24 protein-coding genes and 1 pseudogene are annotated in these 25,696 nt (G+C 59.9%); 8 read left to right on the top strand and 17 right to left on the bottom strand.

Annotation, left to right across the window (positions count from 1 at the left end; all coding sequences use genetic code 11):
- The first annotated feature begins 8 nt into the window (after window positions 1-8).
- Window positions 9-710, top strand: a complete 702-nt coding sequence (locus tag AC0L4F_RS18040; RefSeq protein WP_244690800.1) for a GntR family transcriptional regulator — start codon at window positions 9-11, stop codon at window positions 708-710.
- 48 nt (window positions 711-758) lie between these two features.
- Here the strand turns inward: AC0L4F_RS18040 and AC0L4F_RS18035 are convergent, their stop codons facing one another.
- From AC0L4F_RS18035 to AC0L4F_RS18005, 7 genes are all read right to left on the bottom strand, one after another.
- Window positions 759-1,652 carry a GntR family transcriptional regulator gene (locus tag AC0L4F_RS18035; protein WP_244690799.1) on the bottom strand — a complete coding sequence of 298 codons (894 nt, stop codon included), beginning with the start codon at window positions 1,650-1,652 and terminating at the stop codon, window positions 759-761.
- Between the two features lie 66 nt (window positions 1,653-1,718).
- A complete protein-coding gene (locus tag AC0L4F_RS18030) occupies window positions 1,719-1,886 on the bottom strand; it encodes a hypothetical protein (protein ID WP_244690798.1) in 168 nt (55 codons plus the stop codon).
- A 3-nt stretch (window positions 1,887-1,889) separates the two neighbouring features.
- Window positions 1,890-2,666, bottom strand: coding sequence for an SDR family NAD(P)-dependent oxidoreductase (locus tag AC0L4F_RS18025; RefSeq protein WP_244690797.1), 777 nt, complete (start codon window positions 2,664-2,666; stop codon window positions 1,890-1,892).
- Window positions 2,667-3,695 carry a zinc-binding alcohol dehydrogenase family protein gene (locus AC0L4F_RS18020; protein ID WP_244690796.1) on the bottom strand — a complete coding sequence of 343 codons (1,029 nt, stop codon included), beginning with the start codon at window positions 3,693-3,695 and terminating at the stop codon, window positions 2,667-2,669.
- A gap of 59 nt (window positions 3,696-3,754) precedes the next feature.
- Window positions 3,755-4,666 (bottom strand): sugar ABC transporter substrate-binding protein, encoded by a 912-nt coding sequence (locus AC0L4F_RS18015; RefSeq protein ID WP_244690795.1) that lies wholly within the window; start codon window positions 4,664-4,666, stop codon window positions 3,755-3,757.
- Window positions 4,667-4,725: 59 nt separating this feature from the next.
- Window positions 4,726-5,715: an ABC transporter permease gene (locus AC0L4F_RS18010; protein WP_244690794.1), complete on the bottom strand. Its 990-nt coding sequence runs from the start codon at window positions 5,713-5,715 to the stop codon at window positions 4,726-4,728.
- Window positions 5,708-6,424 carry an ATP-binding cassette domain-containing protein gene (locus AC0L4F_RS18005; RefSeq protein ID WP_244690793.1) on the bottom strand — a complete coding sequence of 239 codons (717 nt, stop codon included), beginning with the start codon at window positions 6,422-6,424 and terminating at the stop codon, window positions 5,708-5,710. The genes AC0L4F_RS18010 and AC0L4F_RS18005 overlap by 8 nt, the downstream gene beginning before the upstream one ends.
- A 184-nt stretch (window positions 6,425-6,608) precedes the next feature.
- Between AC0L4F_RS18005 and AC0L4F_RS18000 the strand changes: the two genes are divergently transcribed.
- From AC0L4F_RS18000 to AC0L4F_RS17980, 5 genes are all read left to right on the top strand, one after another.
- A complete protein-coding gene (locus AC0L4F_RS18000; RefSeq protein WP_244690792.1) occupies window positions 6,609-6,923 on the top strand; it encodes a UxaA family hydrolase in 315 nt (104 codons plus the stop codon).
- The gene (locus AC0L4F_RS17995) at window positions 6,920-8,119 is read left to right on the top strand and encodes a UxaA family hydrolase (RefSeq protein ID WP_244690790.1); all 1,200 of its coding nucleotides are present in this window, start codon (window positions 6,920-6,922) and stop codon (window positions 8,117-8,119) included. Before AC0L4F_RS18000 ends, AC0L4F_RS17995 begins: the two co-directional genes overlap by 4 nt.
- Before the next feature lie 12 nt (window positions 8,120-8,131).
- On the top strand, window positions 8,132-9,079 hold the full coding sequence (locus AC0L4F_RS17990; protein WP_244690788.1) for an aldo/keto reductase: 948 nt from the start codon (window positions 8,132-8,134) through the stop codon (window positions 9,077-9,079).
- A complete protein-coding gene (locus AC0L4F_RS17985; protein WP_244690786.1) occupies window positions 9,076-9,906 on the top strand; it encodes an amidohydrolase family protein in 831 nt (276 codons plus the stop codon). Before AC0L4F_RS17990 ends, AC0L4F_RS17985 begins: the two co-directional genes overlap by 4 nt.
- Before the next feature lie 89 nt (window positions 9,907-9,995).
- Complete coding sequence (locus AC0L4F_RS17980; protein ID WP_244690784.1) at window positions 9,996-10,328, top strand: L-rhamnose mutarotase; 333 nt, start codon at window positions 9,996-9,998, stop codon at window positions 10,326-10,328.
- 20 nt (window positions 10,329-10,348) lie between these two features.
- Here the strand turns inward: AC0L4F_RS17980 and AC0L4F_RS17975 are convergent, their stop codons facing one another.
- The 10 genes and pseudogenes from AC0L4F_RS17975 to AC0L4F_RS17930 form a co-directional block, all read right to left on the bottom strand.
- Entirely contained in the window at window positions 10,349-11,509 is a 1,161-nt protein-coding gene (locus tag AC0L4F_RS17975) for a mandelate racemase/muconate lactonizing enzyme family protein (protein WP_244690782.1), read from the bottom strand.
- A pseudogene (locus tag AC0L4F_RS17970) lies at window positions 11,506-12,599 on the bottom strand (ABC transporter ATP-binding protein). Before AC0L4F_RS17970 ends, AC0L4F_RS17975 begins: the two are co-directional and overlap by 4 nt.
- Window positions 12,586-13,647, bottom strand: coding sequence for a LacI family DNA-binding transcriptional regulator (locus AC0L4F_RS17965; protein ID WP_244690779.1), 1,062 nt, complete (start codon window positions 13,645-13,647; stop codon window positions 12,586-12,588). The pseudogene AC0L4F_RS17970 and the gene AC0L4F_RS17965 overlap by 14 nt, the downstream one beginning before the upstream one ends.
- Complete coding sequence (locus AC0L4F_RS17960) at window positions 13,644-15,680, bottom strand: alpha-amylase family protein (protein ID WP_244690777.1); 2,037 nt, start codon at window positions 15,678-15,680, stop codon at window positions 13,644-13,646. Before AC0L4F_RS17960 ends, AC0L4F_RS17965 begins: the two co-directional genes overlap by 4 nt.
- Window positions 15,677-16,498 (bottom strand): carbohydrate ABC transporter permease, encoded by an 822-nt coding sequence (locus AC0L4F_RS17955; protein ID WP_244690774.1) that lies wholly within the window; start codon window positions 16,496-16,498, stop codon window positions 15,677-15,679. The genes AC0L4F_RS17960 and AC0L4F_RS17955 overlap by 4 nt, the downstream gene beginning before the upstream one ends.
- Complete coding sequence (locus AC0L4F_RS17950) at window positions 16,495-17,409, bottom strand: carbohydrate ABC transporter permease (protein ID WP_244690772.1); 915 nt, start codon at window positions 17,407-17,409, stop codon at window positions 16,495-16,497. Before AC0L4F_RS17950 ends, AC0L4F_RS17955 begins: the two co-directional genes overlap by 4 nt.
- Before the next feature lie 25 nt (window positions 17,410-17,434).
- Window positions 17,435-18,736, bottom strand: coding sequence for an ABC transporter substrate-binding protein (locus tag AC0L4F_RS17945; RefSeq protein WP_244690770.1), 1,302 nt, complete (start codon window positions 18,734-18,736; stop codon window positions 17,435-17,437).
- 180 nt (window positions 18,737-18,916) lie between these two features.
- The gene (locus tag AC0L4F_RS17940; protein WP_244690767.1) at window positions 18,917-20,440 is read right to left on the bottom strand and encodes a sulfatase family protein; all 1,524 of its coding nucleotides are present in this window, start codon (window positions 20,438-20,440) and stop codon (window positions 18,917-18,919) included.
- A gap of 218 nt (window positions 20,441-20,658) precedes the next feature.
- Entirely contained in the window at window positions 20,659-21,375 is a 717-nt protein-coding gene (locus tag AC0L4F_RS17935; protein ID WP_244690765.1) for a FadR/GntR family transcriptional regulator, read from the bottom strand.
- A 24-nt stretch (window positions 21,376-21,399) separates the two neighbouring features.
- Window positions 21,400-23,016: a GMC family oxidoreductase gene (locus AC0L4F_RS17930; RefSeq protein ID WP_244690763.1), complete on the bottom strand. Its 1,617-nt coding sequence runs from the start codon at window positions 23,014-23,016 to the stop codon at window positions 21,400-21,402.
- A gap of 145 nt (window positions 23,017-23,161) precedes the next feature.
- Between AC0L4F_RS17930 and AC0L4F_RS17925 the strand changes: the two genes are divergently transcribed.
- Both AC0L4F_RS17925 and AC0L4F_RS17920 read left to right on the top strand, forming a co-directional pair.
- Window positions 23,162-24,622: an aldehyde dehydrogenase family protein gene (locus tag AC0L4F_RS17925; RefSeq protein WP_244690761.1), complete on the top strand. Its 1,461-nt coding sequence runs from the start codon at window positions 23,162-23,164 to the stop codon at window positions 24,620-24,622.
- A gap of 53 nt (window positions 24,623-24,675) precedes the next feature.
- Window positions 24,676-25,650, top strand: a complete 975-nt coding sequence (locus AC0L4F_RS17920) for an ABC transporter substrate-binding protein (protein WP_244690759.1) — start codon at window positions 24,676-24,678, stop codon at window positions 25,648-25,650.
- Window positions 25,651-25,696 lie beyond the last annotated feature (46 nt).

The raw sequence follows: 25,696 nt of genomic DNA, 5'->3' as shown, positions 1-25,696 counted from the left end.
GACTGCGCGTGCCGAGTGAACTGCAAGAGCCCATCGACGACGAAGCGACCCCACAGGCCCCAGTTCAACGATCGGGGGCCTATGAACGCTTTTTGAAATGCCTGATGCAGGGGGTGTTCCGTCCCGGGCGTCTGGTGACGCAACGCGAAATCTGCGAGGCCACGGGATCGACGATCACCGCCGTCCGCGAGGCGCTGAAACGTTTGGAAGGCGAGGGCATCGTGGAGCTGATCGCCAAAAAGGGCGTTGTCCTGCATGAAATCACCGCGGATGAGGTGCGCGAAATCTATCAGTTGCGCAAGATTGTCGAAGTGCCGGCCGTTCGGGCCTATGCGCTTGATCATGACCCGGCGGAAATTGATGTGCTGCGGCAAAAGACCCGCGACATCATGGATGCGCCGATGGACACCGCCGCGCAGCGCCAGGCATTGGTCCGGCGGCGGACCAAGCTGGACTGGGATTTGCATCAGACGTTTCTAAGCGCCCTGCGCAGCAGTTTGATCGACGATATTTTTCGCAATCTCGAAACCAAACAGATGCTTGTGCGCCTGCAACTGCCGCCCCGGTATCTAAGCCACGGCGAAGCCTTTGCCGAGCATCTGGAAATTCTGGATGCGATTGTCGCCAAGGACGCGGACAAGGCGGCGCATCTGTTGGAAAACCATCTCAGCACCGCACAACAAAGGTTTCTGGACGCGATTGAGTACTGAGACCCGCGCGTGGGCCGTATTGGGCCGCGTGACGGTCTGGTCGCGCCCTCAATCCCAGAGCGCGGAATTGGTCATCGTGTTCTTGGCATTGTTCAGATGTTTGCGAAACGCGGTATTCGCGGCCTCCAGATCACCGGATTCCAGCGCCCGGATGATTGTCAGATGCTCCAGGATGGCGTCGCGGTTGCGTTCCTTTTCGTCGACCCTGTTCCACCTGTAATGGTAGTGAAATACCATTGCCACGACTTCGAAGAAGTCCGTCATGAACCGGTTGTCATAGGTTTCGATCAGCGCGCGGTGAAACCGTTCGTCCAGCCGCGGAAAGGCCAGATAATCGCGGTCGATCTGGGCCAGAATTTCTTCGTGTTGCGGGGCCAGTGCTATCACCGCCTGATGGCTGTCTGATCCGGCACCCTGTCGAAGCAGGTGATCAAAGGCCCGCAATTCAAACATTTCGCGGACGTCAAAAAGTTCCTCGGCAAAATCACGGGTGAACCCGCGCAGCATCCACGACCGGTTGCGTTCCTTGGTGATCAGGCCAAAGCGTGAAAACTTGATCAGGAATTCACGTATGACCGAGGAGCTGGCATTGAATTCCTTTTTCAGATCGGATTCGTGCAGTGCCGTGCCGGGGGCAAGGTCGCTGTTGAGCACGTATTCCATGAACTGCGATGACACTTTTTCAGTGGCGGATGCGGTTTCGGATTTGCCGAAATAATCCGATTTTTTCGGCGCGCGCAGCACCAGCTTGTGGCGGCCTTCCCATTTGATGATCCCGGCCTCGTCGAGGTTGGTCAAAATGGCGCGCACGGTTGTGCGGCTGACGGCAAGCGTTTTGGACAGCGCACTTTCGGTCGGAAGCGCGCCCGACACCCCTGCGCTTCGAACAATATCAAGCGCCTGATTGTAGCTTTCCTTGAATGTGCTGCTGTCACGCGACATGCCGGCTGTCCTCCAGGTTACCGGACAGAGTATCGCCCTGGCTCCGGGCAAGTCCAGAGGCGGGGATCACATAACACCGAAGGTGGCAAAGGCCTCCTGGCTGCTCATGCCGTTGCGGATCGCCGTTGCGACCTTGTTTTCGGTGGCCACCTTTTCAAACGCGGCGGCGATGGCCGCGTCTTCGGCGCTGAACAGTTCAGTGTTGATGCGGGCAAAAAGATCAGTGTCGGTCATTGTTCAAAACCCCGTCGCGCCACCGCCATCCACAAGGATGACCTGGCCATTGATATATTTCGCAGCTGGTGAGGACAGGAACGCACAGGCCCAGCCGATGTCCTCTGGTGTTCCCAGCGCCTGCATCGGAATCCGGTTCAGGATCTTTTGCTGGCGTGGAATGTCGCCTTGGGTGGCCTTGCGATACAGGTCGGTGTCGATCCAGCCCGGTGCGACGCCGTTGACCCGAATGCCGCGCGCGGCAAATTCGGCGGAAAGCCCCCGGACCACACCGTTGATTGCGGTTTTGGAAATTGTATAGCCATGCACCATCGGCTGGCCGATATAGGCGGTCATCGACGAAATGAACGACACCGATCCGGGGCGATCCTCGGCCAGAAGCCGTTTGATGACGCAGCGGGTCAGTTCCAGCGCGCCGCGCACATGCACATCAAAAATCTGGTCGAAATCGGCCATGTCGGCCTCTTCGAAGGGTTTCTTGACCGTGTTTCCGGCGTTGTTGATCAGAATGTCGATGGGGCCGTATTTTTCCGCAATGGCGGCTTCGGCCGCGGGCAGGGTCGCAAGATCGCTAAGATCCAGTGTGGCGGTGGCGCAATCGTGGCCGATTTCGGCGGCTGCGGTTTCCAGCACATCTGCGCGGCGTCCGGCAATCACCACCCGCGCGCCGCTTTGGGCCAGACAGGTCGCGATCGCCTTGCCGATGCCCGATCCGCCACCGGTGACCAGAGCGGTTTTGCCATGCAGCCCGTAGGTGCGGGCCAGTATGTCAGAGGTCAATCAACTGTCCTTTTCAAAATCGATCATGATCTTGAAGGTCTCATCGCGATGCGCGACCCAGTGATCAAAAGCTGCGGTCGCCTGATCCCAGGGAAACACCTTGGAAATCAGCAGATCGGCCATGTCGGGATGTGCCTGCATAAAGGCGATGACAGCGTCGAAATCGGTGCGGGTGGCATTGCGCGAGCCGCGAATGTCCAGCTCTTTCAGGTTGAAGAACTTGGTCTCATAGGCAACTTCGCCCTTGGCATAGCCGATATAGACGATCCGCCCGGTAAACGGCGCGAGGTCGACCGCCAGCCGAAAGGTCTGGGCCACGCCTGCCGCTTCGATGATGACGTCTGCGCCGCGCCCCCCCGTCAGATCGGCGACGGCCTGTGCCAGATCGGTTTCAAGCGGGTTGATCACCGCTTTGGCGCCCAGCTTGCGCAGGGTTTCGGATTTGCGGCTAGAGATTTCGCTGACGATCACATCTGCGCCACGGGCCTGCGCCCCAAGCACCGCGCCGACGCCGATCATACCGCCACCCAGCACAAGCACGGTGTCGTCTGCGGTGACATCGCCCCGGGCCACGGCGTGGAACCCGACCGAAAGCGGCTCGACCATCGCCAATTGGTGCAAGGGTAGCGTGTCATTCACGATCAGCCGGTCGGCAGGTACGGCAATCCGGTCGCAAAGGCCGCCGTCGCGCTGGACACCCAGCGTCTGGTTGAACTGACAGGCGTTCATGCGTCCACGCCGACAGGCGGGGCATTTGCCACAGGTGGTATAGGGGATCACGACGACCCGCGCGCCGGGCGTGTATTCCGCCGCAACATCGGGGCCGCATTCAAGGATGACACCGCCGATTTCATGCCCCGGAATACGCGGCAATTCCACCAGCGGGTTGGCGCCATTGAACGTGCTGAGGTCGCTGCCGCACAGGCCGACGTGGCGGACATCGACCAGCACCTCACCCGGGCCGGGTGTGGGGGCGGGGATGTCGCGAAATGCGGTGTGACCGATCGTGTCAATGGCAAGGGATTTCATCTGCGGTCTTTCTTCGAAGGAATGCGGCGGGCGCGGTGGCGCGCCCGCCATCGTCGGGTTTATTGGTAGTCGGCCACATTGTCGGCGGTGATCAGGATCCCGTCGATTGGCACCACGGCGGGGGCTTCTTCGCCTTTGATGATGTTCAACAGGTTCTGCACCGATTCCACGCCCATGCGGGTGTTGTCCTGTTTGATGGTTGCCGATTGTTCATCTTCGGCGATGGCCACCAGGTTGGCAGGGTTGCCGTCAAAGCCCACGATCACCAGCTTGTCGAGCTTGCCCAGGGCCTTGGCCGCAGACACCGCCGCCAGCGCGCCGGGATCCCAGGCGGAAAAGATCGCTTTGATCTCTGGGTCGGATTGCAGGAAGTTGGTGGTGGTTTCAAAGGCACAGGCATCCTGCCAGTCGCAGATCTGGAAGATCACTTCGTGGCCTGCGGCCTCGGCTGCGTTCTTGACCCCGTCGCGGCGGGCGTTGCCGGTCTGGTGCCCGGCTGAGCCGCCAAGGATCAGCACCTTGCCGCCGTCGATCTGGCCCACGATGTAATCGCCCGCGATGCCCGCAGCCGCAAGGTTGTCGGTCTGCACAAGGCTGGAGACATGGTCATGGTCGATGCCGGTGTCGACAGCCACAACCGGAATGCCCTTGGCCGCCGCCGCATCAAGCGAGGCGTCAAAGGCGCGGTTGTCGACCGAGCCGATGATGATGCCATCAACGCCCATGTCGATGGCGCGGTCGACCGCGTCCTTTTGCGCTGCGGAATCCGGCGAGGATGCGGTCATGTCGATGAATTCGACACCCTGCTTTTCGGCCTCGGCTGCGGCGGCTGTGGCGACACCGATCCAGAATGTGTTGTCGGTGGAATAGCCTGTATAGGCGATGCGCATGTCTTCGGCGAAGACAGCCGTCGTCGCGGCCAGCGTCAGCGTTGTGGCCGCAAGTGCGGTTTTGAATTTGTTCAGTGTCATTTCAGTTCCTCCCTGGTGGTGATGATGCCCCTTTTTGGGGCTTGTGATTTGCGGTGAAACTACCGCGCGGATCGTCGCCAGACGTCCCAATAGACGGCAGCGATGATGATGATGCCGATGGCAATGCGTTGATAGGATGTGCCGACGCCCATGTAGGACAGGCCGACGGTGATGGTCTGCATGATCAGCATGCCGATCAGGGTCTTGCCGACGCCACCCCGACCGCCAAACAGGCTGGTGCCGCCGATGACCACGGCCGCGATGGCAAAAAGTTCGTAACTCTGGCCGCGTGCGGGCATGGCAAAGTTCAGCTTTGCAACCTCCATGATCGCGGCCAGCGCGGCCAGGGTGCCCCCCAGCATGTAGTAATAGATCCGGCTGCGCTTGACCGGAACACCGGCCAGGCGGGCGACCTCTTCGTTGCCGCCGATGGCAAAGGCGCGGCTGCCCAGCCGGGTCCGGGTCAGGAACAGGCCGGTCAGGATGGCGGCGGCAAACATGATCGCCATCGGCACCAGATACCCCGCACCGAGACTTTGGAATCCGTCGGGAAAGCGCGACAGATCCCGCCCGCTGGCCAGGATCTCGGCCAGGCCCTTATAGGCGGTGAGCCCGCCCAGAGTGACGATAAAGGCCGGAACCCCGGTGGCCACCTGCACGATACCATTAAGCGCGCCCAGCCCCGCACCGATGCCCAAGCCCCCAAGAACCGCCAGCCAGACCGGCAGGTTGACCTCGGCCAGCAGGATGCCGACCGACACGCCCACAACCGCAAAGATCGACCCGACCGAAAGGTCCAGCCCGCCGGAAATCAACACCACGGTCGTGCCACAGGCCAGCACGGCCAAGATCGAGGCCTGACCAAAGATCGACAGCAGGGTGTCGAAGCTGCGGAAGGGCGGCGACAGGACAAAGAACACCAGATAGATTAGCGCCAGCGCCGCAACCACCTGCCATATCTGCATGAATTCATGGATCAACCGGTCAAAGGTGCGCGATGTGGCACCGGGGTTGGACACGGCGGTAGAACTGTTTTGTGCATCAGCCATCTTTGGCGTCTCCTTCCAAAGTGCCGGTGATCAGGCCGACCAGCGTGTCGCCGTCGACCTCGCTGACCTTGCGCACGGCGGTCAATTTGCCCAGCCGCAACACCATGACGCGGTCACAGTAATTCAACACATGCTGCATGTTGTGGGTGATCATGATGACCGACAGGCCGTGATCCTTGAGCGAACGCACGAGATCCATCGCCATCTGGCTTTCGCGGACCCCCAGCGCGGCGGTGGGTTCATCCAGAATGGCAATACGCTTGCCGAACATCACCGTTTTGGACAGCGCCACAGCCTGACGTTGACCGCCGGAAAAGGCCTGAGCATCGCGATAGATATCCGTGATGCGGATGTCGAGTTTGGTGAAAAGATCGCGGATTTCGCGGTCCATCTTCTTGAAGTCGAGAACGCCAAAGATGCGGCCCAACCAATCATCGCGCAGGATCTCGCGGCCCAGAAACACGTTCTGGGTGATCGAGATTTCATTGACCAGCGCGAGGTCCTGATACACGGTTTCGATCCCGGCCGCCTTGGCGTCTGTCGGGCTGTCGATCTGGGCATCCTTGCCGTCGAATTGGATTGTGCCGCTGGTGCGGGGAATGGCCCCGGTCAGCGCCTTGATCAATGTGGATTTCCCGGCCCCGTTGTCGCCGACAACGGCCAGGACCTCCCCCTCTTCCAATGTCAGGTCCACCGCGTCAAGCGCCACGATTCCCCGTAGTGCTTGGAGATCCCGCGGGCCTCCATTACCGGTTTTGTCGCCATCCCGGACCCCCCTCCGTCTGTCGATCGCCCGTTGTTCAGGCGTTTGTGTCTAAATTGCATAATAAACATATTCGCATCTTGTCAAAGGATTATTTTTTTCATTTAGTGCATGATATCGGGGGGCTTACATGACAGACCAATCTGACGGGCCAGTATCTGGCCTGCTTCATTTGCATCCGCGCGACAATATTGTCGTCGCCATTCGGCCATTGACCAAAGGTGAAATGATCGAGATCGCCGACGCCCGGATTCGGGTGCCGCGCAATTTGGCGCTGGGTCACAAGCTGGCGTTGCGGGACATTTCCGCAGGCGATGACGTGCTGAAATACGGCGCGCCGATTGGCCGGGCGTCCTGTGATATCGGGGCTGGCGATCACGTGCATCTGCACAATCTGGCAAGCCGCTATACCGTCATTCAAGACATCGAAGGGACCAACGCATGAGTGTTCCTGCAATGACAGGCTGGCCGCGTGCCGACGGGCGCAAGGGCATCCGCAATACCGTTCTTGTCGCTTATCTTGTGGAATGCGCGCATCACGTTTGTACCAAGATAGCCCGGCCCTTTGACGAAACCGATGTACAGGTGATCGGCTTTTCCGGCTGTTTTCCGTCCGATTATGGTCAAGAGATGATGGAGGCGCTTTGCACCCATCCGAACGTGGGCGCGGTGCAATTGGTGTCGCTGGGATGCGAGAATTTTCGCAAACAGGAACTGGCTGATCTGGTGCGGGCGTCGGGGCGTCCGGTGAACCTTGTCACCATTCAATCGACGGGCGGAACCGCCGCTGCGGTTGCGCAGGGCCGGGAATGGGTCACGGCGCAGGTCGACGCGTTGCGGGATGCGCCAAAGGTCGCGATGGAGGCGTCGGAGCTTGTCATCGGGACGATCTGTGGCGGTTCGGATGCGACCTCTGGGCTGACGGGAAATCCGGCTGCGGGGCGGGCATTTGACCGGTTCGTGTCCGAGGGCGCGACCTGTATCTTTGAGGAAACCGGCGAATTGATCGGCTGTGAACATATCATGGCCGACCGGGTCAGCGACCCGGCGTTGCGGCCGGAAATCATCGCAACCGTGGAAAAGGCCGCGCGCTATTATGCGCAGATGGGCTATGGATCGTTTTCCAACGGCAATGCGCTTGGCGGTTTGTCGACGATCGAGGAAAAGTCGCTGGGCGCCTATGCCAAATCCGGGTCCAGCCCGATTTCCGGCATCATCAAGCCCGCGCAACGGGCGCCGGGCGGGGGGCTCTATCTGCTGGATGTGGTGCCGGATGGCGCGCCGAAATTCGGCTTTCCCAACATCAATGACACCGCCGAGATTATCGAATTGATCGCCTGCGGGGCGCATGCGGTGATCTTTGTGACCGGGCGCGGTTCGGTCGTGGGGTCGGCGATTTCGCCGGTGATCAAGGTCTGTGCCAACCCGGAAACCTATGACCGGATGGCGGCCGATATGGATGTGAATGCCGGGCGTATCCTGCGCGGCGCGGCGACATTGGATGAGGTCGGCGATGAAATCCATGATCAGATCATTGCCCTGGGACAGGGCGCGCAGAGCAAATCCGAGGCCCTGGGGCACGTTGAATTTGTTCTGACATACAAGACTGCGGCAGGACCCGAACCGGGCTGCCACGTGTAGGAGAAACAACATATGTTGACAGAGAATTACCGCCTGTCCTTTGGCTGTGGCGGGCTTGGCGGGCTGTATCGCCCGGTGTCCGATGCCGAAGCACAGGACGTTCTGGCCGCCGCATGGGATCACGGGATCCGCTATTTTGACACCGCACCGCATTATGGCCACGGCGCGTCAGAGCACCGATTGGGCCGGTTCCTGCGAGAGCGGCAGGACTGGGTCATTTCGACCAAGGTGGGCCGAATCCTGAGCCCCGACAGCAATCCGCCGGAGGTGGTGAACGGGTTTCACAGTGCGCTGCCGTTCCGCCAGCGGTTCGATTTCAGCTATGATGGCATCATGCGGTCGGTCGAAGACAGCTATCAGCGGCTTGGGGTGAACCGAATCGACATTCTGTATGTGCATGACATCGGCGATCCCGGAGCAGGCACCGACACAGCCGAACATCGGGCGCAATTGTTGGACAGCGGTGTGCGCGCGCTGGAAGAACTGAAAGCCTCGGGCGTGGTGTCGTCTGTCGGGCTTGGCGTCAACACGGTGGAGATCTGCGAAGAGCTGATCGGCAAGATGCCGATTGATCTGATCCTTCTGGCCGGGCGATACACATTGCTGGACCGGTCGGCGCAAGCGCGGCTGTTTCCGCTGGCCGAACTCCATGGCATTCGCTTTGTCATGGGCGGCGTGTTCAACTCTGGCATTCTGGCGACCGGTCCGGTCGAGGGCGCGCATTATAATTATGCGCCCGCCCCGCAGGACATTCGCGAGCGCACCGCAAGGCTTGAGGCGATCTGCCAGCAACATGACACGCCACTGGCCGCCGCCGCCTTGCAATTTCCGGCGCGCCATCCTTTGGTGGCATCGACATTGATCGGCACCGGCAAGGTCAGCTCGCTTGCCAGGAATGTGGCGCAGTTCGGGGCGGACCTGCCAGATGCGCTATGGTCAGAGCTGGAGATTGCGCCATGAAAATCGATTTACACCAACATTTCTGGACGCTGGCCCGTGGCGATTATGACTGGCCCAATGACAGTGTCGCGCCGATCTTTCGCGATTTCGCGCCTGCGGATCTGGCGCCGCTGCTGGCGCGTGCCGGGATTGATCGCACCGTCCTGGTGCAGGCGACCGACAGCGTGGCCGAGACCGCGTTTCTTTTGCAGCTGGCGGCCGAGACTGATTTCATCGCCGGCGTGGTGGGGTGGGTCGATCTGGCCGACCCCGAGGCGATTGCGACGATTGATCGGCTGCGCGCCGATGATCATCTGAAAGGTCTGCGGCCGATGCTGCAGAACATTGAGCAAACCGATTGGATTTTGCAGGGCGCGGTTCAGCCCGCCCTTGCGCATATGCAGGCCTGTGGGCTGCGGTTTGATGCGCTGATCCAGCCGCGTCATTTACCAGCCATTCACCAGTTGGCCGAAACTTATCCTGATCTGCCGATTGTCATCGACCATGTTGCCAAGCCCAAGATGGGCAATGCCACCCAGCCGGATACGGCATGGCTGGAAGGGATGGCCCGCCTGGCAGAGCGGCCCAACGTCTGGTGCAAATTGTCGGGCATGGTGACCGAAATCGGACCCGAATGGAACATCGACGACCTGCGGCTGTTTGCGTCGCATGTTCTGGCGGTTTTTGGCGCCGAGCGGGTGATGTTTGGCAGCGACTGGCCGGTGGTCAACCTTGCCAGCGATTATCAGGTGTGGGCGGACACCGCCGCCACATTGATAGAGCCGCTTTCGCCATCTGAAAAAGACGCGATCTGGGGCGGCACTGCCGCACGGTTCTACGGTCTTTGACCCAGTTCAGGCTCTGACACAGTTCAAACTTTGAAATGGGTCAGACTTTGACACAGTCCAAATTCTTAACACAGTCCGGGGAGGACGAAATGACACAACGCATGGGTTTTGTGATTGGCATCAAGGCGGCCGATATTGCGCGTTACAAGGAATTGCATGCCGATGTCTGGCCGGATGTCCTGACGCGGTTGAAAGCCTCTAACATCACGAATTATTCGATTTTCCTGCGCGAACCGGAAAATCTTATGTTTGGATATTGGGAATACACCGGCAGCGATTTCGCCGCTGACATGGCGGCCATCGGCGAAGACCCGGTGACCCGCGAATGGTGGGCGGTGTGCGGGCCGATGCAATCACCACTCGACAGCCGCAAGGATGACGAGTGGTGGGCCGGGATGGAGCATGTTTTCTATCTGGAATAGGCGGTTACCGGAGCAGGCGCTTACCAGTTGGCCACCGCGCCGTCGGGCCGTCGCAGACGCGGGCGGCCCACCTTGGCCACCGGGGTGGGCGGCAAAAGCCTGCTTTCGTCGACCTCAACCCCCAGACCGGGGCGGTCCGGCACCGGATAGGCCGCGCCATCCAATCGGATCTGGTCGACAAACACCTCTGGCACGTCAAAGCCGCAGGCCTCGACCGGGGTGTCGCGGCATTCCAGATAGGAAAAGTTGGAAATCGCCGCGCCAAAATGCACAGAGGCAGCGGTGCAGATCGGCCCCAGCGGATTGTGCGGCATGATGTCGACATAATGCGCCTCGCACCAACCGGCGATTTTCATCGCTTCTGTCAACCCGCCAACGACACAGATGTCGATGCGGATGAACTGGGCCAGATCACGCTCGACATAGGGCAGGGCCTGCCATTTGTTGGCGAATTCCTCGCCGATGGCGAAATTGACCGGGGTCTGGGCGCGCAGGGCGGCATAGGCCTCGGGCGTTTGGTTGCGGATCGGTTCTTCGAGGAAATCCAAGGTGCCCGGCGGCATCATCTGACAGAACATTGCCGCTTCGGCCACCGATAGGCGATGATGGTAATCCAGTCCGATCATCGGCCCGGTGCCCAGCACCTCACGCGCGCGGATCATCCATTTCGCGGTTTCCGCAATCGAGGCGCGGGCGTCATAGATATCCTTGGTGTAATGTTGCGCCGGTGACAGGCGGAAACAATTCCAGCCCTGATCGACCAAGAGCTTGGCCTCGTCGATCATCACCTCGTCCGGTTCCCGCGCGGTCGAGGCAAACCCCGGCACCGAATGGCGCTGTTGCCCGCCGAGGAGTTCGTACACCGGGACGTCCAGACATTTGCCTTTGATGTCATGCAATGCGATGTCGATGGTGGCAAGCGCTGCGCCGATGACATTGCCGCCCTCGTTGTACTGGCTGCGGTACAGTTCCTGCCAGATGCGCCCGATGGCAAAGGGATCCTGACCGATCAGGATCGGGGTGAAATGTTCCAGCATCCCCTGCACGGCGAGGTCACGACCGGTCAGCCCGCTTTCGCCCCAGCCATAGGTGCCATCCTCCAGCGTGATTTTCAGCAGCAATTGATTGCGGTTGCCGATACGGGCGTGGATCGGGCGAACTTCGGCGATCTTGCGGCTCATGCGGTGGCCCCCCGGCCCAATGTACCCCGAAGCCGGTTGCCGTCGGCATCAAAGGCCAAAAGATGCTCCGGGCAGGCGCACAATGTCACGCTGCTGCCCGGTTGGGGCGGGCGCGGGTCGCGGGTTTCGGCGATCACGCTCGACCCATTGGTCTGGCTGCCATAGATATAGCGGGTGCCGCCCAGATTTTCGACCACATCCACATGTGCCGCGATCTGGAATGCGCCGCCGGTGCCGGGAACAAGATGCTCGGGTCGGACCCCGACCTTGACCACCGCGCCTTCTGACCAGCCAGAGCTTTCGGCCTGAAACGGCACGCGCGGCCCGACATCCAGCACCACCTCGCCGCCGGACACCCGGCCCGCAAGAAAGTTCATGCGCGGGCTGCCGATGAAGCCGGCGACAAATTCATTGGCCGGATCTTCGTACAAGGTCATCGGGCTGCCCTGTTGTTCGATCCGGCCATCGCGCAGCACCACGATCTTGTCGGCCAATGTCAGCGCCTCTGTCTGATCATGGGTGACATAGATCATGGTCGCGCCAATATCCTGATGCAGTTTGGCCAGTTCGACCCGCATCGCGACCCGCAATTCCGCATCAAGGTTCGACAGAGGTTCATCAAACAGGAACAGCCGTGGTTCGCGCACGATGGCGCGCCCAATGGCGACGCGCTGGCGCTGCCCCCCGAAAGCTGCGCGGGTTTGCGATCCAGAAGCGCCTCGATCTGAAGCGATTGCGCCGCCTTTTGCACCTGTTCATCAATCTGTTTGCGCGGGACACCCAGCATTTTAAGGCCGAACCCGATGTTTTTGCGCACCGTCATATGCGGATAAAGCGCATAGTTCTGGAACACCATGGTCACACCGCGTTGCACCGGGTTGGCATCGTTCATCCGCGCCCCGTCGATGCGCAATTCGCCGCCGGTGATTTCCTCCAGCCCGGCAATCATGCGCAGCATGGTGGATTTGCCACAGCCGGATGGCCCGACAAAGACGGTGAACGATCCTTCCTCAATCTCCAGATCAATGGAATGGATCACCTCTTGCGCACCGTAGCACTTTGTAAAGCTTGCGAGTTCAAGTGCCGACATTGGATTGGGCTCCTTCGTTTTGTGCCGTGCGTGGCGCGACAGAGGCGCGGTCAATAAGTGTACAGGTCAGAACGACCCTGTGGTCGTCCGGGGTTTCGGATTGGCGCATGCCACAGTTTTCGGCCACCCGTGCGGCCAGCGTCCGCGCCATCAGATCAATGGGCTGGGCCACCACCGTGATCGGCGGCGTTGCCATGCGGAACACTTCGGCATCGTCGAAACTGACAATCGAGATGTCCTGCGGGATGTGAACGCCGCGTTCGCGCAAGAGTTTGATTGCACCCGTGGTTGTGCGGAAGTTGGAGCCAAAGACCGCCGTCGGCGGATCGGCCATATCCAGGAAATGCGCCATGCCCAATGCGCCGCCGGCCCGTGACCAATGGCCTTCGTGGATCAGATCCTCTGACGGTTCCAGCCCGGCGGCCATCATCGCGCGCCGCCACCCCTCCAGCCGATCAGAGCTGGTCAGGCTGCCAAGCGTGCCGGTCAAAATCCCGATGCGTTTGTGCCCGGCGTTGATCAGATGCTCTGTGGCGGCTATGGCGCCGGCGATATTGTCGACCTCGACCCCGTTCAGGGTCATGTTTTCCTGCGGATTGTCATAGGTGACAACCGGCGTGCCGGAATCGATCAGGGCGCGGATCGCATTCACATGCTCCTCTGATCCGCCCATCACCAGCGTATCCACCCGGTAATTGCGAAAGAAATCCAGCGCCTCGGCGACGGTATCATGGCTGTTGTCGTGGCAATGGCTGACGCTCATCATGCCCATGCCGCGCAACTCTTTGGTCAATTGGGTGACCAGACCGCTGTGAAATTCGTCCAGATTGGGCACCAGAACACCAATCAAACCGGTGCGCGTGGCCTTCATCGCGGTGGCCAGCGCATTGCGGCGATAGCCAAGCCGTTCGACGGCTTCGGACACCGATTTGTGGTTTTGCGGCTTTACCGGCAGGTCATTCAGAAACCGGGACACTGTGCCAATGGACACCCCGGCGGCCTTGGCGACCTCGATGATGGTGACGGGGCGGTGTCGGGGGCCTGTCATGTCGTTTCAAAGGCGATGGCGCGGTGAATGTGCAACCCGTCCAGGTTCACAGTGGCGCGGCCATCCTGCCAGTCCCAATCCAATGCTGTGCCGTCTGGCACGGTCACCACCCGCGCCGGTTTTTGATCCAAAGCCACCGACGCGGTCAGCGGCCCGAGGCGCGGAATGTCTTCGATCACCTCGATATGGCGGTGGCCGTTCTGAAGATCGTCCACCCCGACACCGCGAACCTGTGGGCCGCCATACAGCAGATGCAGGATCGTCCGGTCCTCTTGCCGGGTGACGCTGGCCCGCCCGTTGGAAGGCAGATCTGTCACCAACCTGCGGCTGGGCAGCAAGCGATCAATCAGCGCCGCAACCGCGTATTTATAGATCGGCTGGCCGATCCGCTTGTAGGTGTCGAAAATCGGCCAGGCCAGATATCCGGTTTGATCCGTCGCCACGATGCCGGGGCCAATCGCGGCGGCGTTGGGATCGTCCGGGAAATGCTGATGCGAACAAAAGCTGCGCCATGTGCGGTTGGCATAGGGCGGCGTCACCTCGCCCAGAGCCGTACCACCGGCCAGCGCGACCTTGCGCGCCGGGGCATAGACCACCACGGCACTTTCGGGAATGCGCCGATCCAGCCCCGCCGCCGTGAGATATGTCGGATCAAGCGCGGTTTCCCCGCCAAGATCGTCAATGCCGAAGGGCAGGGCAAAGCCGCCATCGGGGGACAGACCGGACCGCCCCGACGCGATGATCCGTCCGCCCTGGGCCAGATAGGATTTCAACCGCGCGGCCAGGTCCGGGCCAACCGGAATATCATCCGGCAGGATCAAAAGCGGATAGGCGTCAAAGTCGGATGCGCTGTCCAGCATGTCAAATGGCAGATGCAATTCCAGCATCATCTGCGTCGCACCATCGTCGGATTGATTGTTCTTGCGCGCGCCGTGGCTGCCGAAATGTTCCACCGACAGGATGCCGATGTCGGAAAGCTGCTGCGCACCCTTCAGCCAGGGTTCCAACGCCTTGATCCGGGCATAGGCCGGGGTCAGCCGCGCATAGGTATCGGCATTGATCACGCCATCGGGGTGCAGCTGGTCACCAATCAGGCATTTGGTGCCAAGCGCCGCCATCTGGGCGCATTCGTAATCCAGCGAGTTCGCCGATTTGAACCCGCCGAATTCGCCCCACATGGTATGGAACTTGCCGGTCTGGCCCAGCGTGTCAAACCCTTTGGGCACCGCATATCGCGCGTTTGAGGGAAAGTGGTTCCACCCCCAGCCCCCGGTTGGCAGGCTTTCGATTTCGAGGTGGGAATAGGTGTCATACCGGCCCGGATCACGTTTGTGGATGTGCCCGGCATTGTAGAATATCCGCATATCCGGGAATTCCGCCCAGAGCGCGTCGGAAATCTGTTTGCGGAATGCATCCAGCGTGGCGCGGTCATTTTCCGCCCGGTCTTCGGCGCGCTCGGGGTCAAGCCCGGCGGTCTCCATGTTTTTTACACAGGTCGGGCAGACACAATCAAAGGTGTTGACGATATCAAAGAACAGACCCGGCGGGGCGTATTTGCGGGCCACTTCCTGGCCGCTGGCCAGGATATAGTCGCGAAATCCCTGATGTGACAAACAGACGGTGTGCCATGTCGCGGTCAACTGGCGTGATGCCGACACATCGGTGCTGGGGTGTTTGGAGGCATTTGTCGCGCTCATCACCCGCCATTCGGGATGTTCGCGGGCAATGTATTCATCCCATTGCACGGTGATGTAGATCGGCGTTTCGATGTCGCGGGCGCGACAGGCCGCCACCATTTCCCCCAACAGATCCGGGCGTGCCAATCCGGGATGGACCGGGCCGACCTCGCTTGGATAATAGCTCCAACCATGGTGGCAACGGGCGAAGATGGTGATGCTGTCGACATTGGCCTTTACCAAGGTGTCGCCGAAAACCTCGGCATCGAAATCCGCGCCAATGCCATTGATCGCTTCGGACGTGTGGAAATCCAGGTGGATCTGGCGATAGCGCAGCGGCGAAAAGGTACGGTTCATTCTTTGCTCCCGGTCTTGGTCTGCGCCCCGGCGGTGAAATAGCGTTGGAACACCACGAAGATGACCAAAGGCACGATGGTTGTGATGATGGCCGCGACGGCAACCTGATCGAAATTGTTGTCGTAAACGCCCTGCACCCGCGCCAACAATGCCGGCAGCGGCAGCTCGTCCCGCAGGAAGACAACCGGCAGCAGCAACCCGTTCCAGGTCCACATGAATTGCAGGATGGCCACAGCGGCGATCGGCGTCAGCATGTTGGGCAGCACGATATAGAAGAAGCGTGCAATCGGGCCGCAGGCGTCAATCTGTGCCGCTTCGATCAGATCCTTGGGGAAGTCTTCCAGATAGTTTTTCACCAGAAACACCGACCAGGCAAAGCTGAGACCCGCAAAGGGAATGATCACCGACCACATGTTGTCGATCATGCCCAGATCACGCCACAGCAGGAACAGCGGGATCACCACCACCTGATTGGGCAGAACAAAGGCGTTGACGATGATCAACAACAACACGCGGCGCATCGGAAAGCTGAGGTAGTGAAACGCATAGGCCGCGGCCGGTGCCATGACCATCGGGATCAAGGTCGAGATCACGGCGATCTTGGTCGATACCCAGGCGGCATAGGCAAGCGGGAATTTGTCCCAAACCGTGGTCCAGGCATCCAGGGTGAATGTCACCTCGGCCATGGACCACCAGCCCAGCGTGGTTTCCGCCATGGGCCGGATCGAGATGATGACCAACCCCAACAGTGGCACGATCCAGATCAGCGCCACAATCGCGACAATGGGGAGAACCCAGATTGGTGTCTTGCCGATCATTTCACTGCCCTCGTGCGTTGTGCAATCAGCGGGATCGACACGATCAGAACCGCCACCAACAGCACCACGGTGCTTGCCGCGCCATAGCCCAGTTTGAAGTTCAGCATCGATTCCCGGAACATGAAGAAGCCGACGGTTTCCGTTGTCCGCACCGGCCCGCCGCCGGTCAGCATATAGATCAGGTCAAATGCCTTGAGGCTTTGCAGCAGGTTGATGAAAATCGCCACGCGCACACCGGGCAGCGACAGCGGCATCACGATATGGCGCATCATCGACATCGGTTTGGCACCGTCGATATAGGCCGCTTCGAAATAGGTGCGCGGGATCGACTGGATCGAGGCAAAGCACATCATCAACGGCAGCCCGACCTGGGTCCAGACATAGGCCACGATCACCGCCGTCAGCGCGGTGGCCGGATTGCCCAGCCAGGCCTGTTGCAGATGCTCCAGCCCCATGCCGCCGAGAATACCGTTCAGCAATCCATAGTCGGGCCGATAGATCCCCAACCAGATAAAGCCGACCACCGCCTCGCTCACGCCGTAGGCAGCAAAGATCAACACCCGAAACACCATTGTTTCGCGGGGCTTCAGCGCACAGGCCATGGCCAGCGCCCAGCCAATGATCACCGAAAAGAAGGTGGCAGAGAAGGACCAGTAAAACGTAACGCGCAGGGCGCGCATGAAATTCTCATCGTAAAAAAGCTTGAGATAATTGCCAAGACCCACGGCCTTGGGCGGGGCAAGGCCCTTGATCTCGAAGAAGCTGAGCCGGATCGTTTCCACCACCGGATAGACCACGGAAATTCCGAAAAATATCAACAGCGGGGCCAACAGGATATAGGCGGCGCGGCTCTGGCTCAGTTGGCGCGGCAAGCGCAGCGCGCCGATGGGCGGGCCTTTCGGCCCGTCCACTGAACTTGTCGTTGTGTCCGTCATCTCAGTAGGAATCGTTCGCGACGTCTTCGATCTTCTGGACCGCCGCTGCGATGGTCTCGTCCGACGGATCCTGAAGGAACTTCTGGATCTGAATCCGGTATTCATGCACCAGATCACCCGGCAACAGATCGCCCAGCACGAAATGCACTTTTTCGGCTTTCAGCACCTCGTTGACCGCGCGCTGCACAACCGGGTCATAGATCGCAGGATCAACCGCGCTGGATGGCGAGGCGAGACCGAAATCGGCCATGATCTTGGCCGCGTCGGGTGTCAGCATGTAGCCCATGAATGCATTGGCCGCATCGACGTTCTTGACCGACGACAACACGTTGAATTCCTTGGCGTCCACCATCGACTGATTGTCATATCCCATGCCCATGGCCGGATATTGGAAGATGTCGAAATCCTTGCCCGGCTCGAAGCCGTATTCCTGTTTTGCGCGGGTGTTCAGCCACATGCCGATCAGCATATAGCCGGATTCCCCGGTCAAAAGCGTGGTGTCCGCCGAATCCCGCCAGATCGAGGCCAGCATTGTGTTGGGGTCGGTGCAGCAGTTCGCATTCAGCATCTCGGCCAGTTTTTCGAAAGTGGTCACAACCTCGGGGCTGGTCCAGGGCACTTCGTGTCTGGCAAGTTTGGACATGAAATCCGCGCCCGCCACCCGCAGAAGCGTCGATTTAAACCATTCCGCATGGGCCCAGATCTTGGCCGGGATCGACACCGGCGTGATGCCGGCTGCGTTCAGCTTGTCAAATCCGGCGATGAAATCGTCCCAGGTTTCGGGCGGCGTGATGCCGGCCTTTTCCATTGAATCGGTCTTGTACCAAATGCCCGAACGGTCGCCAAATGTGTAGGTGACGCCATAGTTTACGCCATCAATGCTCGACAGATCCTTCCAGCTGTCGGCCAGCAGATCGCCCCAGTTGTTTTCTTCCCAGGCTTCATCGACCGGCAGGATCATCCCGGCATCTAGAAGCTCCTGGCGGAAGGCGGGCCATGTGTTGATCAACAGATCGGCCTGTTCGCCGCCCAAAAGAACGGTGCGGATGCCGCCACGGGTGTCGCCGGACGACGTCGGCACGATGTTGCGAAAGGTGATGTCGGGGTTCTTTTCGACGAAATCCGCCTGCAGCGCCTCCATCATCTCGCCCTGGGCGCCGGCAAGCCAGTTGATCATCACCAACTCGCCCGAGATGTCAGCAGCATGTGCCGCGCCAATCCCGAACGGGCTTAGCATTGTGCCCGCAGCAAGCGCGCCAAGAATGGTGCGCCGTCCGACGCCGGATTTCTGGGTAAAAGTCATATTTTCCTCCTCCATTGCGACGATGTCCTGGTGCCGTTCCCTGGCTGGCACGCTGGTCTCCCTGTCGTCGCCATAACGTTATGACTGAACTCAAAATGCGTAAAGTGTTTTTTTTGCTTTTTTGTACATTATCTGGATGGAGGAGGATTTTTGACTTTACTTACAACCCATTAAGAGCACCTAACGGTGCTCTGGGATGTCGCCGATTTCCTGCATTCGGTTTTCCAGCGCCGCAAGCATCCGTTCCTGGACCTCGCCATGTTCGGGCGCATCCCACAGGTTCACCAATTCGCTTGGATCTGATTCGAGATCGAACAATTCCCATTCCGGCGGATCGGTCTTTTCGCCCGTTCCCAGATGGCCCAGACCGTCATTGTACCAATGGATGATCTTGTAGCGTTGGTTGCGCAGACCATAGTGGGCAAAGGCTTGATGGCTGTTGTCGCGGTGCATCCAATACCGGTGGTAAACCGCATCTGGCCAATCCTCGGGCGTGGTGCCCTCAAGACAGGGTCGAAAGCTGCGCCCCTGCATATAGCTCGGCACTTTTGCCCCGGCAAAATCGAGCAGCGTCGGCGCAAAATCGACATTGCAGATCATCTCGTCGCGTTCGGCGGCCGCCAACCCGTTGGGGTAGCGAATCAAAAACGGCATTCGCAGCGATTCTTCGTACATGAACCGTTTGTCGAACCAGCCATGTTCGCCCAGGAAAAACCCCTGATCCGAGGTATAGATCACAATGGTATTTTCGGCCTGTCCGGTTGCCTCCAGATGGTCGAGCAGCCGACCGACGCTTTCGTCCACCGAGGCCACACATTGTAGATAGCGTTGGATGTAACGGCGATATTTGAACAGCGCCAATTCCCGTTCGCTGTCAAAGGTGAACACCTCGCCGGTGTTGGTGTCGATCAGGCGCAGCCCGGTCGGGTCGTCGGGGTGCGGCACCTTGCGCCCCGGTTTGCCCTCGAAATGGATTTCGCCGACCTCGGCCCCGCCTTCGGGTTGCGCCAGACCCAGATCTTCATATTCAAAATCATTGCGCACCCGCATGCGCGCTTCTTTTGCCGCTTGCGACCGGGTGGCATAATCGTCGTCAAAGCTGTCGGGCACCGGAATATCAATGTCGGTGTACAGCCCGCGATTTTTCGGATGCGGCGCGAAATTCCGATGCGGGGCCTTGTGATGGCACATCAGGAAAAAAGGCCGGTCATCGTCCTGCTTCATCCAATCCAGACATTTGTCGGTGATCAGATCGGTCACATATCCGGGCTCGCGCGCGCGGCCCTTGGGGCCGATGAATTCGGGGTCGAAATAATCGCCCTGGCCCGGCAGAACAGACCAATGATCAAAGCCTGTCGGTTCATGGTCCGGCCCTTCGCCAAGATGCCATTTGCCGATCATCGCCGTGCGGTAGCCCGCCTGTTGCAGATGTTTGCCCAGATGCGGGCGGCGCGTGTCAAATGGCGTGTCCAGCGTCGTCACACCGTTGATGTGATTGTGCTGACCGGTCAAAATCGCGGCCCGGCTGGGCGTACAGATCGAATTAGTGACAAAACAATTGTTCAGCCGAACACCGTCCTGCGCGATCCGATCAATGTTCGGTGTCTCGTTCAAACGCGAGCCATAGGCCCCAATGGCCTGTGCGGCATGGTCATCGCACATGATGAAGAGGATATTGGGGGCACGTTTTTGGCTGTCGGTCATCAATTCACATCCATTTGTCTGAAAAAGGGCCGGTATGGCGGTTCGGGGCCATGGCCGGTGCGGAGAATTTAGATTTTATTGCAATAAATGCAATTCCGCATTTTTGAATGCCGTCGGCCGGGTGCAATGCCGGTGCGTTTTGCGGCCCAGCTCAACTCAGTCCAGCCCAGCGCAGTCCAGTTCAGCTCAGTCCGGTGTTGCCCGATAGGATGTTCAGATCAGAGATCTTCGCCAAAGGTTTCGCAAACCTGGCTCCAGGCTTGTTCCAGATGCGTCCGCAGTGCGGCCTCGGCGGCGTCGGGGTCGCGCATCAGGATACCGTCAAAGATCCGCACATGCGCCTCATAGTTTACGCGGTTGCGTTCGGGCAGGCGCGGCATTCGCGACCATTGCGGCGCAAGCCAGGTGACATAGGCCTTGTGCAGCGAGGGCAGCACCGGATTGTGCGAGATTTCATAGAGCAGGGCATGAAAGGCGCGGTCGGTGCGATAGAATTCCTCGCTGTCGTCGATGGCGGCGCCGTTGGCCTCAAGCGCGGATTTCAACGCGGCGATGTCGTCGCGTTGTGCCTGTTGCGCAGCCTGCCGGACCAGGGCGCCTTCGACCAGGATGCGGGTGTCGAACAGGTTTTTCACACCGCCGGAATTGTTCAAAAGATGGCTGACCACGGTTTCCATCGCCGAAATCGCGGCGTCATAGCCGGGCTTGCGCACAATCGGGCGGTGGCGGGGGCGGGCCTCAAGCATGCCTTGTTTGGACAGCGCCTGAACCGCTTCGCGCACCACGGTCCGGCTGATGCCGAATTCTTCCATCAAAAGCCGCTCTGGCGGCAGGGGGGTGCCATCGGTGTATTCGCCAGATTGAATTTTCTCTGACAGCTGGCGCACCACCGTATCTGCGGCGCGGCCCGATTTGTTAACGCTGATCTCTGGCATGAAGGTCTCCGTCCTCGGCTGTGCCTAGATTACATCCATTATCAGATCGGCGCACCTGTCCCCGAGCATCATTGCCGGGGCTTGGGTGTTTCCGGCGTTGATGTTCGGCATAGCCGAGAGGTCGCAAACGCGCAATCCGTCGATCCCCCGCACCCGCATCCGCGGATCAAGAACCGCCATGGGATCATTGTCGCGCCCCATGCGGGCGGTTCCGGCAGGGTGATAGTTGGTTTTCACAAAGCGTTTGCAATGGGCGCGCAGGCCGGCATCGTCGCGGTCCTCGGGCGCGGGCAGCATCACCCGGTCGATATGCGTGGCCAGCGGGCTTTGTTCAAATGCGCGCAGGAAATACCGCTGACCGGCGATCATATCCGCCATATCGGCGGGGTCTTGCAACAGGTTGGGCGATACAAGCGGCATCGCGGCAGGATCGGCAGAGGCCAGCCGCACTTCGCCGCGCGACCGGGGTTTGACCACAACGGTGGTGATGGTCAGCCCGTGCCCGTCTTCGACCAGATCGCGGGTGTCACGATCCACATAGACAATGGGCACGCAAAAGGCCTGAATTGTCGGTTCGCCATCAGGGTCCGCCGGATTGACAAAGGCACCTGCTTCGACCCCAGCCGAGGTGACAGGCCCGGTGCCAAACAGTTTGAACTGCAACCCGTTGCGCAACATGCGCCAGCCGTCGCCCTGTTTATAATAACCATAAGGTCCGTTGGCGCGCGAAATGATCGGCACTTCGGGATGATCAACAAGGTTCTGACCCACGCCGGGCAGGTCGGCAATACAGGGCAGGCCGTGTTCGGCAAGATGGTCCGCCGGACCAATCCCGGACAGCATCAGCAATTTCGGCGTGATCAGCGACCCGGCAGAGAGCACGACCTCACCGGAACATCTGACGCGATGTTCGCCGGTCTTGTCGCGATAGGTGACCCCGACCGCACGCCCGTTTTCGACATCAATCCGCGACACTTCGGCCTGAAGCCGGACTGTCAGATTCGGGTTGTTCTCTTGTGGTGTGACAAAAGCATAAGCGGCAGAGGACCGGCGGCCATTGCGATTCATGAATTGATAAAATCCGACGCCGCGTTGCTGGGGGCCGTTGAAATCATGGCTGAAGGGCAGGCCGAGTTCCTGAACCGCCTGCACAAACCGGCGTGACATGCCGTCGATATGCCCCGGGTCCGACACCAACAGGGGGCCATCCGCGCCGTGATGCGTGTTCATCAGCCGGTTGTTGCCCTCCATCCGCCGGAAATGCGGCAGAACGGCCTCCCAGCTCCAGTCGACGGGATTGTTGGAGCCGTGCAGAAGCTGGTGCCATTCGTCGTAATCCGAGGGCCGCCCGCGCATATAGACTTGGGCATTCACGGATGACCCCCCGCCCAGCACGTGACCCTGGGGGATGTCATGCACCCGCCCATCCAGATGCGCCTGTGGCACGGTCTTGTGATATCGCATGAAGCGGGTGCCATTGATCATCTTGAAGATGCCGGGCGGCATGTCGAGCAGCGGATGACGGTTGGAATACCCTGCCTCCAGCAACAGCACCTTTGCCCCCCCGTCCGAGGCCAGTCGCCCGGCGGCCACACATCCGGCAGCGCCGCCACCGATGACGATATGGTCAAATTCCTGCATAACGGCCTCCCATATTTAGACGTACCAAAATCTTCTGTCATGAAGGCAGAATATCAAAAAATTTGCAAGAACTGAAATATTCTGTTGACGGATGCGGTTTTTGAGCGGATGTTTCGATAACTTTAGTCGTACCAAAGGATGACAAATGGATTTCGCACCCGCCACAACCCTCGATGCCCAGATGCTCATTGGCGGTCAGTGGGTTGCGCCCCGTCCGGATGCCGTGATCGAGGTCGAGAACCCCGCCGACCAGTCATTTATCGGCACGATTCCCGATGGCACGGCGGATGATGCCGCGCGCGCCGTTGCTGCCGCGCAGGCCGCCCAGCCCGCATGGGCCGCACGCCCGGCGATTGAACGCGGCCGCGCGGTGCGAAAGCTGGCCAGCCTGGTGTCGGAACGGGCAGAGGATCTTGCGGTGCTGATCACCCGCGAACAGGGCAAGCCGATCAGCCAAGCGCGGGGCGAGGTTGGCGCCGTCGTCGGGTTCCTTGAACATGCTGCCGAAGGCGCGCGGCGGATCGAGGGTGACATCATCACCTCTGACAACCCGAACGAAGAAATCTATATCCGCCGCCATCCCTATGGTGTGGTGGTCGGTTTGACGGCCTGGAACTATCCTGCCGCACTGGCGGCGCGCAAAATTGGTCCGGCGCTGGTCGCGGGCAACACCTTTGTTCTGCTGGCACATGAGATCACGCCGTTTTCGGGTCTTTTCATCGCGGCTTTGGCGGAACAGGCGGGCATTCCCGCCGGTGTGCTGAATGTGGTGACCGGGCGCGGCGCGGTTGTGGGACAGGCGCTGGTGGATCATCCGGGCACCGGCCTGATCACCATGACCGGCAGCAACCGCGCCGGGCGCGAGATTTTCCGATCCGCAGCCGACGGTATGAAGGTTCTGCGGCTGGAACTGGGTGGCAAGGCCCCTTTCATCGTGATGGAAGACGCCGAAATCGACAAGGCCGTGGCGGCGGCGGTGACCGCGCGTTACACCAATTGCGGCCAGATCTGCACCTGCAACGAACGGATGTATCTGCATCAGGACATCGCCGACGAATTCCTTGAGAAATTCGTTGCGGCCTCGCGCGCGCTGAGCATCGGTGATCCGATGACAGACCCGGACATGGGGCCCAAGGTCAGCGGACCGGAGATCGACAAGATCAAGTCGATTGTCGACGCCTCGGTCGCGCAGGGCGCCGAAGTTCTGCTTGAGGGTGGGCCACTGACCGAAGGCAAATATGCCAAGGGCCATTGGTATGCCCCCACCGTGCTGGAACTGAAGGACAATAGCTCGCCCGTTATCGAACAAGAGGTTTTTGGCCCCGTGGTTCCAGCGGTGCGCGTGCCGGATTTCGACACGGCGCTGCGGCTGGCCAATGACACCGAATATGGGCTTTCGGCCTATATCTTCACCCAAAATCACCGCCGCCTGATGCAGACGCCGTATCGGCTCAACTTTGGCGAGATTTATGTCAACCGCGCAAATGGTGAACAGTTTCAGGCCTTTCACAATGGCTGGAACCATTCGGGACTGGGCGGAGAAGACGGCAAATATGGTTTCGACGGGTATCTGCGCAAGCAGACCCTTTACATGAACTGGGGTTGATCCGGTTCGCCGCGGCCAAACAAGAAACGCCGCAATTTCTGGGAGGAAATGACATGAAACGACGTATTATTCTGGGCACTGCGCTGTCGGCGCTGGTGGCATTCAGTGCCGGGATCGCCACGGCGGACACACCGCCACTGGCGCAGAAAGAGCGCTACAAAGTCGGCTTTGCGCAGATGGAATCCAACAACCCATGGCGCATTGCGGAAACCAAATCCTTTCACGACACGGCAGAGGCCTGTAACTGGGATCTGATCGCCACCGATGCGGCCGGTTCTGCCGCGAAACAGGTTGCTGACGTGGATTCGATGATTGCCCAGGGCATCGACGTGCTGTTCCTGCCGCCGCGCGAAGAAAAGCCGCTGATCCCTGCTGTGATGAAAGCCAAGGCCGCGGGCATCCCGACATTCCTTGTTGACCGTTCGGTTGATCCGAATGTTGCAAAACCGGGCGAGCATTTCGTGGCCTTCCTCGGCTCTGACTTCATTGACCAGGGCAAGCGCGCCGCAGAATGGCTGATCGAGAATTTCGACGGCGATGCAGGTGTGATCGTCGAGCTGGAAGGCACCACCGGGTCCTCGCCTGCGAATGATCGCAAAAAAGGGTTCGATGACCGTATCGCCGAAGATGACCGGTTCGAAATCGTGGCCAGCCAGACCGGCGATTTCGCCCGCGATCTGGGTCGGCAGGTGATGGAAACCCTGCTTCAGGCGCACCCGGACGTGAATGTGGTTTATGCCCACAACGACGAAATGGCGATCGGGGCCATTCAGGCGCTGGAACTGGCCGGGCGCAAGCCGGGCGTAGACGTGACCATCGTGTCGATCGACGGCACACGTGATGCGCTTCAGGCGATCATTGATGGCAAGATGGGCGTCACAGTGGAAAGCTCGCCTTTCTTCGGGCCGCTCGCCTGTGAAGTGATGAACAAATACGCAGCTGGCGAAGAGATCCCCGGCTGGGTTCAGGTCAAGGACCGCGTGTTCACACAGGACAACGCCGCCGACCACATCGACGAAGCCTACTAAGGCATCAGGCCGGAGGACGCAGACCCCTGCGCGTCCTCCGGCCACT

It is taken from the genome of Marinovum sp. J2-8 (assembly GCF_055808435.1).
The sequence above is the reverse complement of the archived record's forward strand: the minus strand, read 5'-3'. Positions and strand labels throughout refer to the sequence as shown.

What these genes read in the sequence shown, in the direction of transcription:
- AC0L4F_RS18035 (WP_244690799.1), bottom strand. Translation starts at nt 1,652, where the DNA reads ATGTCGCGTGACAGCAGCACATTCAAGGAAAGCTACAATCAGGCGCTT.
- AC0L4F_RS18030 (WP_244690798.1), bottom strand. Translation starts at nt 1,886, where the DNA reads ATGACCGACACTGATCTTTTTGCCCGCATCAACACTGAACTGTTCAGC.
- AC0L4F_RS18020 (WP_244690796.1), bottom strand. Translation starts at nt 3,695, where the DNA reads ATGAAATCCCTTGCCATTGACACGATCGGTCACACCGCATTTCGCGAC.
- AC0L4F_RS18015 (WP_244690795.1), bottom strand. Translation starts at nt 4,666, where the DNA reads ATGACACTGAACAAATTCAAAACCGCACTTGCGGCCACAACGCTGACG.
- AC0L4F_RS18010 (WP_244690794.1), bottom strand. Translation starts at nt 5,715, where the DNA reads ATGGCTGATGCACAAAACAGTTCTACCGCCGTGTCCAACCCCGGTGCC.
- AC0L4F_RS18000 (WP_244690792.1), top strand. Translation starts at nt 6,609, where the DNA reads ATGACAGACCAATCTGACGGGCCAGTATCTGGCCTGCTTCATTTGCAT.
- AC0L4F_RS17995 (WP_244690790.1), top strand. Translation starts at nt 6,920, where the DNA reads ATGAGTGTTCCTGCAATGACAGGCTGGCCGCGTGCCGACGGGCGCAAG.
- AC0L4F_RS17990 (WP_244690788.1), top strand. Translation starts at nt 8,132, where the DNA reads ATGTTGACAGAGAATTACCGCCTGTCCTTTGGCTGTGGCGGGCTTGGC.
- AC0L4F_RS17985 (WP_244690786.1), top strand. Translation starts at nt 9,076, where the DNA reads ATGAAAATCGATTTACACCAACATTTCTGGACGCTGGCCCGTGGCGAT.
- AC0L4F_RS17980 (WP_244690784.1), top strand. Translation starts at nt 9,996, where the DNA reads ATGACACAACGCATGGGTTTTGTGATTGGCATCAAGGCGGCCGATATT.
- AC0L4F_RS17975 (WP_244690782.1), bottom strand. Translation starts at nt 11,509, where the DNA reads ATGAGCCGCAAGATCGCCGAAGTTCGCCCGATCCACGCCCGTATCGGC.
- AC0L4F_RS17965 (WP_244690779.1), bottom strand. Translation starts at nt 13,647, where the DNA reads ATGACAGGCCCCCGACACCGCCCCGTCACCATCATCGAGGTCGCCAAG.
- AC0L4F_RS17960 (WP_244690777.1), bottom strand. Translation starts at nt 15,680, where the DNA reads ATGAACCGTACCTTTTCGCCGCTGCGCTATCGCCAGATCCACCTGGAT.
- AC0L4F_RS17955 (WP_244690774.1), bottom strand. Translation starts at nt 16,498, where the DNA reads ATGATCGGCAAGACACCAATCTGGGTTCTCCCCATTGTCGCGATTGTG.
- AC0L4F_RS17945 (WP_244690770.1), bottom strand. Translation starts at nt 18,736, where the DNA reads ATGACTTTTACCCAGAAATCCGGCGTCGGACGGCGCACCATTCTTGGC.
- AC0L4F_RS17940 (WP_244690767.1), bottom strand. Translation starts at nt 20,440, where the DNA reads ATGACCGACAGCCAAAAACGTGCCCCCAATATCCTCTTCATCATGTGC.
- AC0L4F_RS17935 (WP_244690765.1), bottom strand. Translation starts at nt 21,375, where the DNA reads ATGCCAGAGATCAGCGTTAACAAATCGGGCCGCGCCGCAGATACGGTG.
- AC0L4F_RS17930 (WP_244690763.1), bottom strand. Translation starts at nt 23,016, where the DNA reads ATGCAGGAATTTGACCATATCGTCATCGGTGGCGGCGCTGCCGGATGT.
- AC0L4F_RS17925 (WP_244690761.1), top strand. Translation starts at nt 23,162, where the DNA reads ATGGATTTCGCACCCGCCACAACCCTCGATGCCCAGATGCTCATTGGC.
- AC0L4F_RS17920 (WP_244690759.1), top strand. Translation starts at nt 24,676, where the DNA reads ATGAAACGACGTATTATTCTGGGCACTGCGCTGTCGGCGCTGGTGGCA.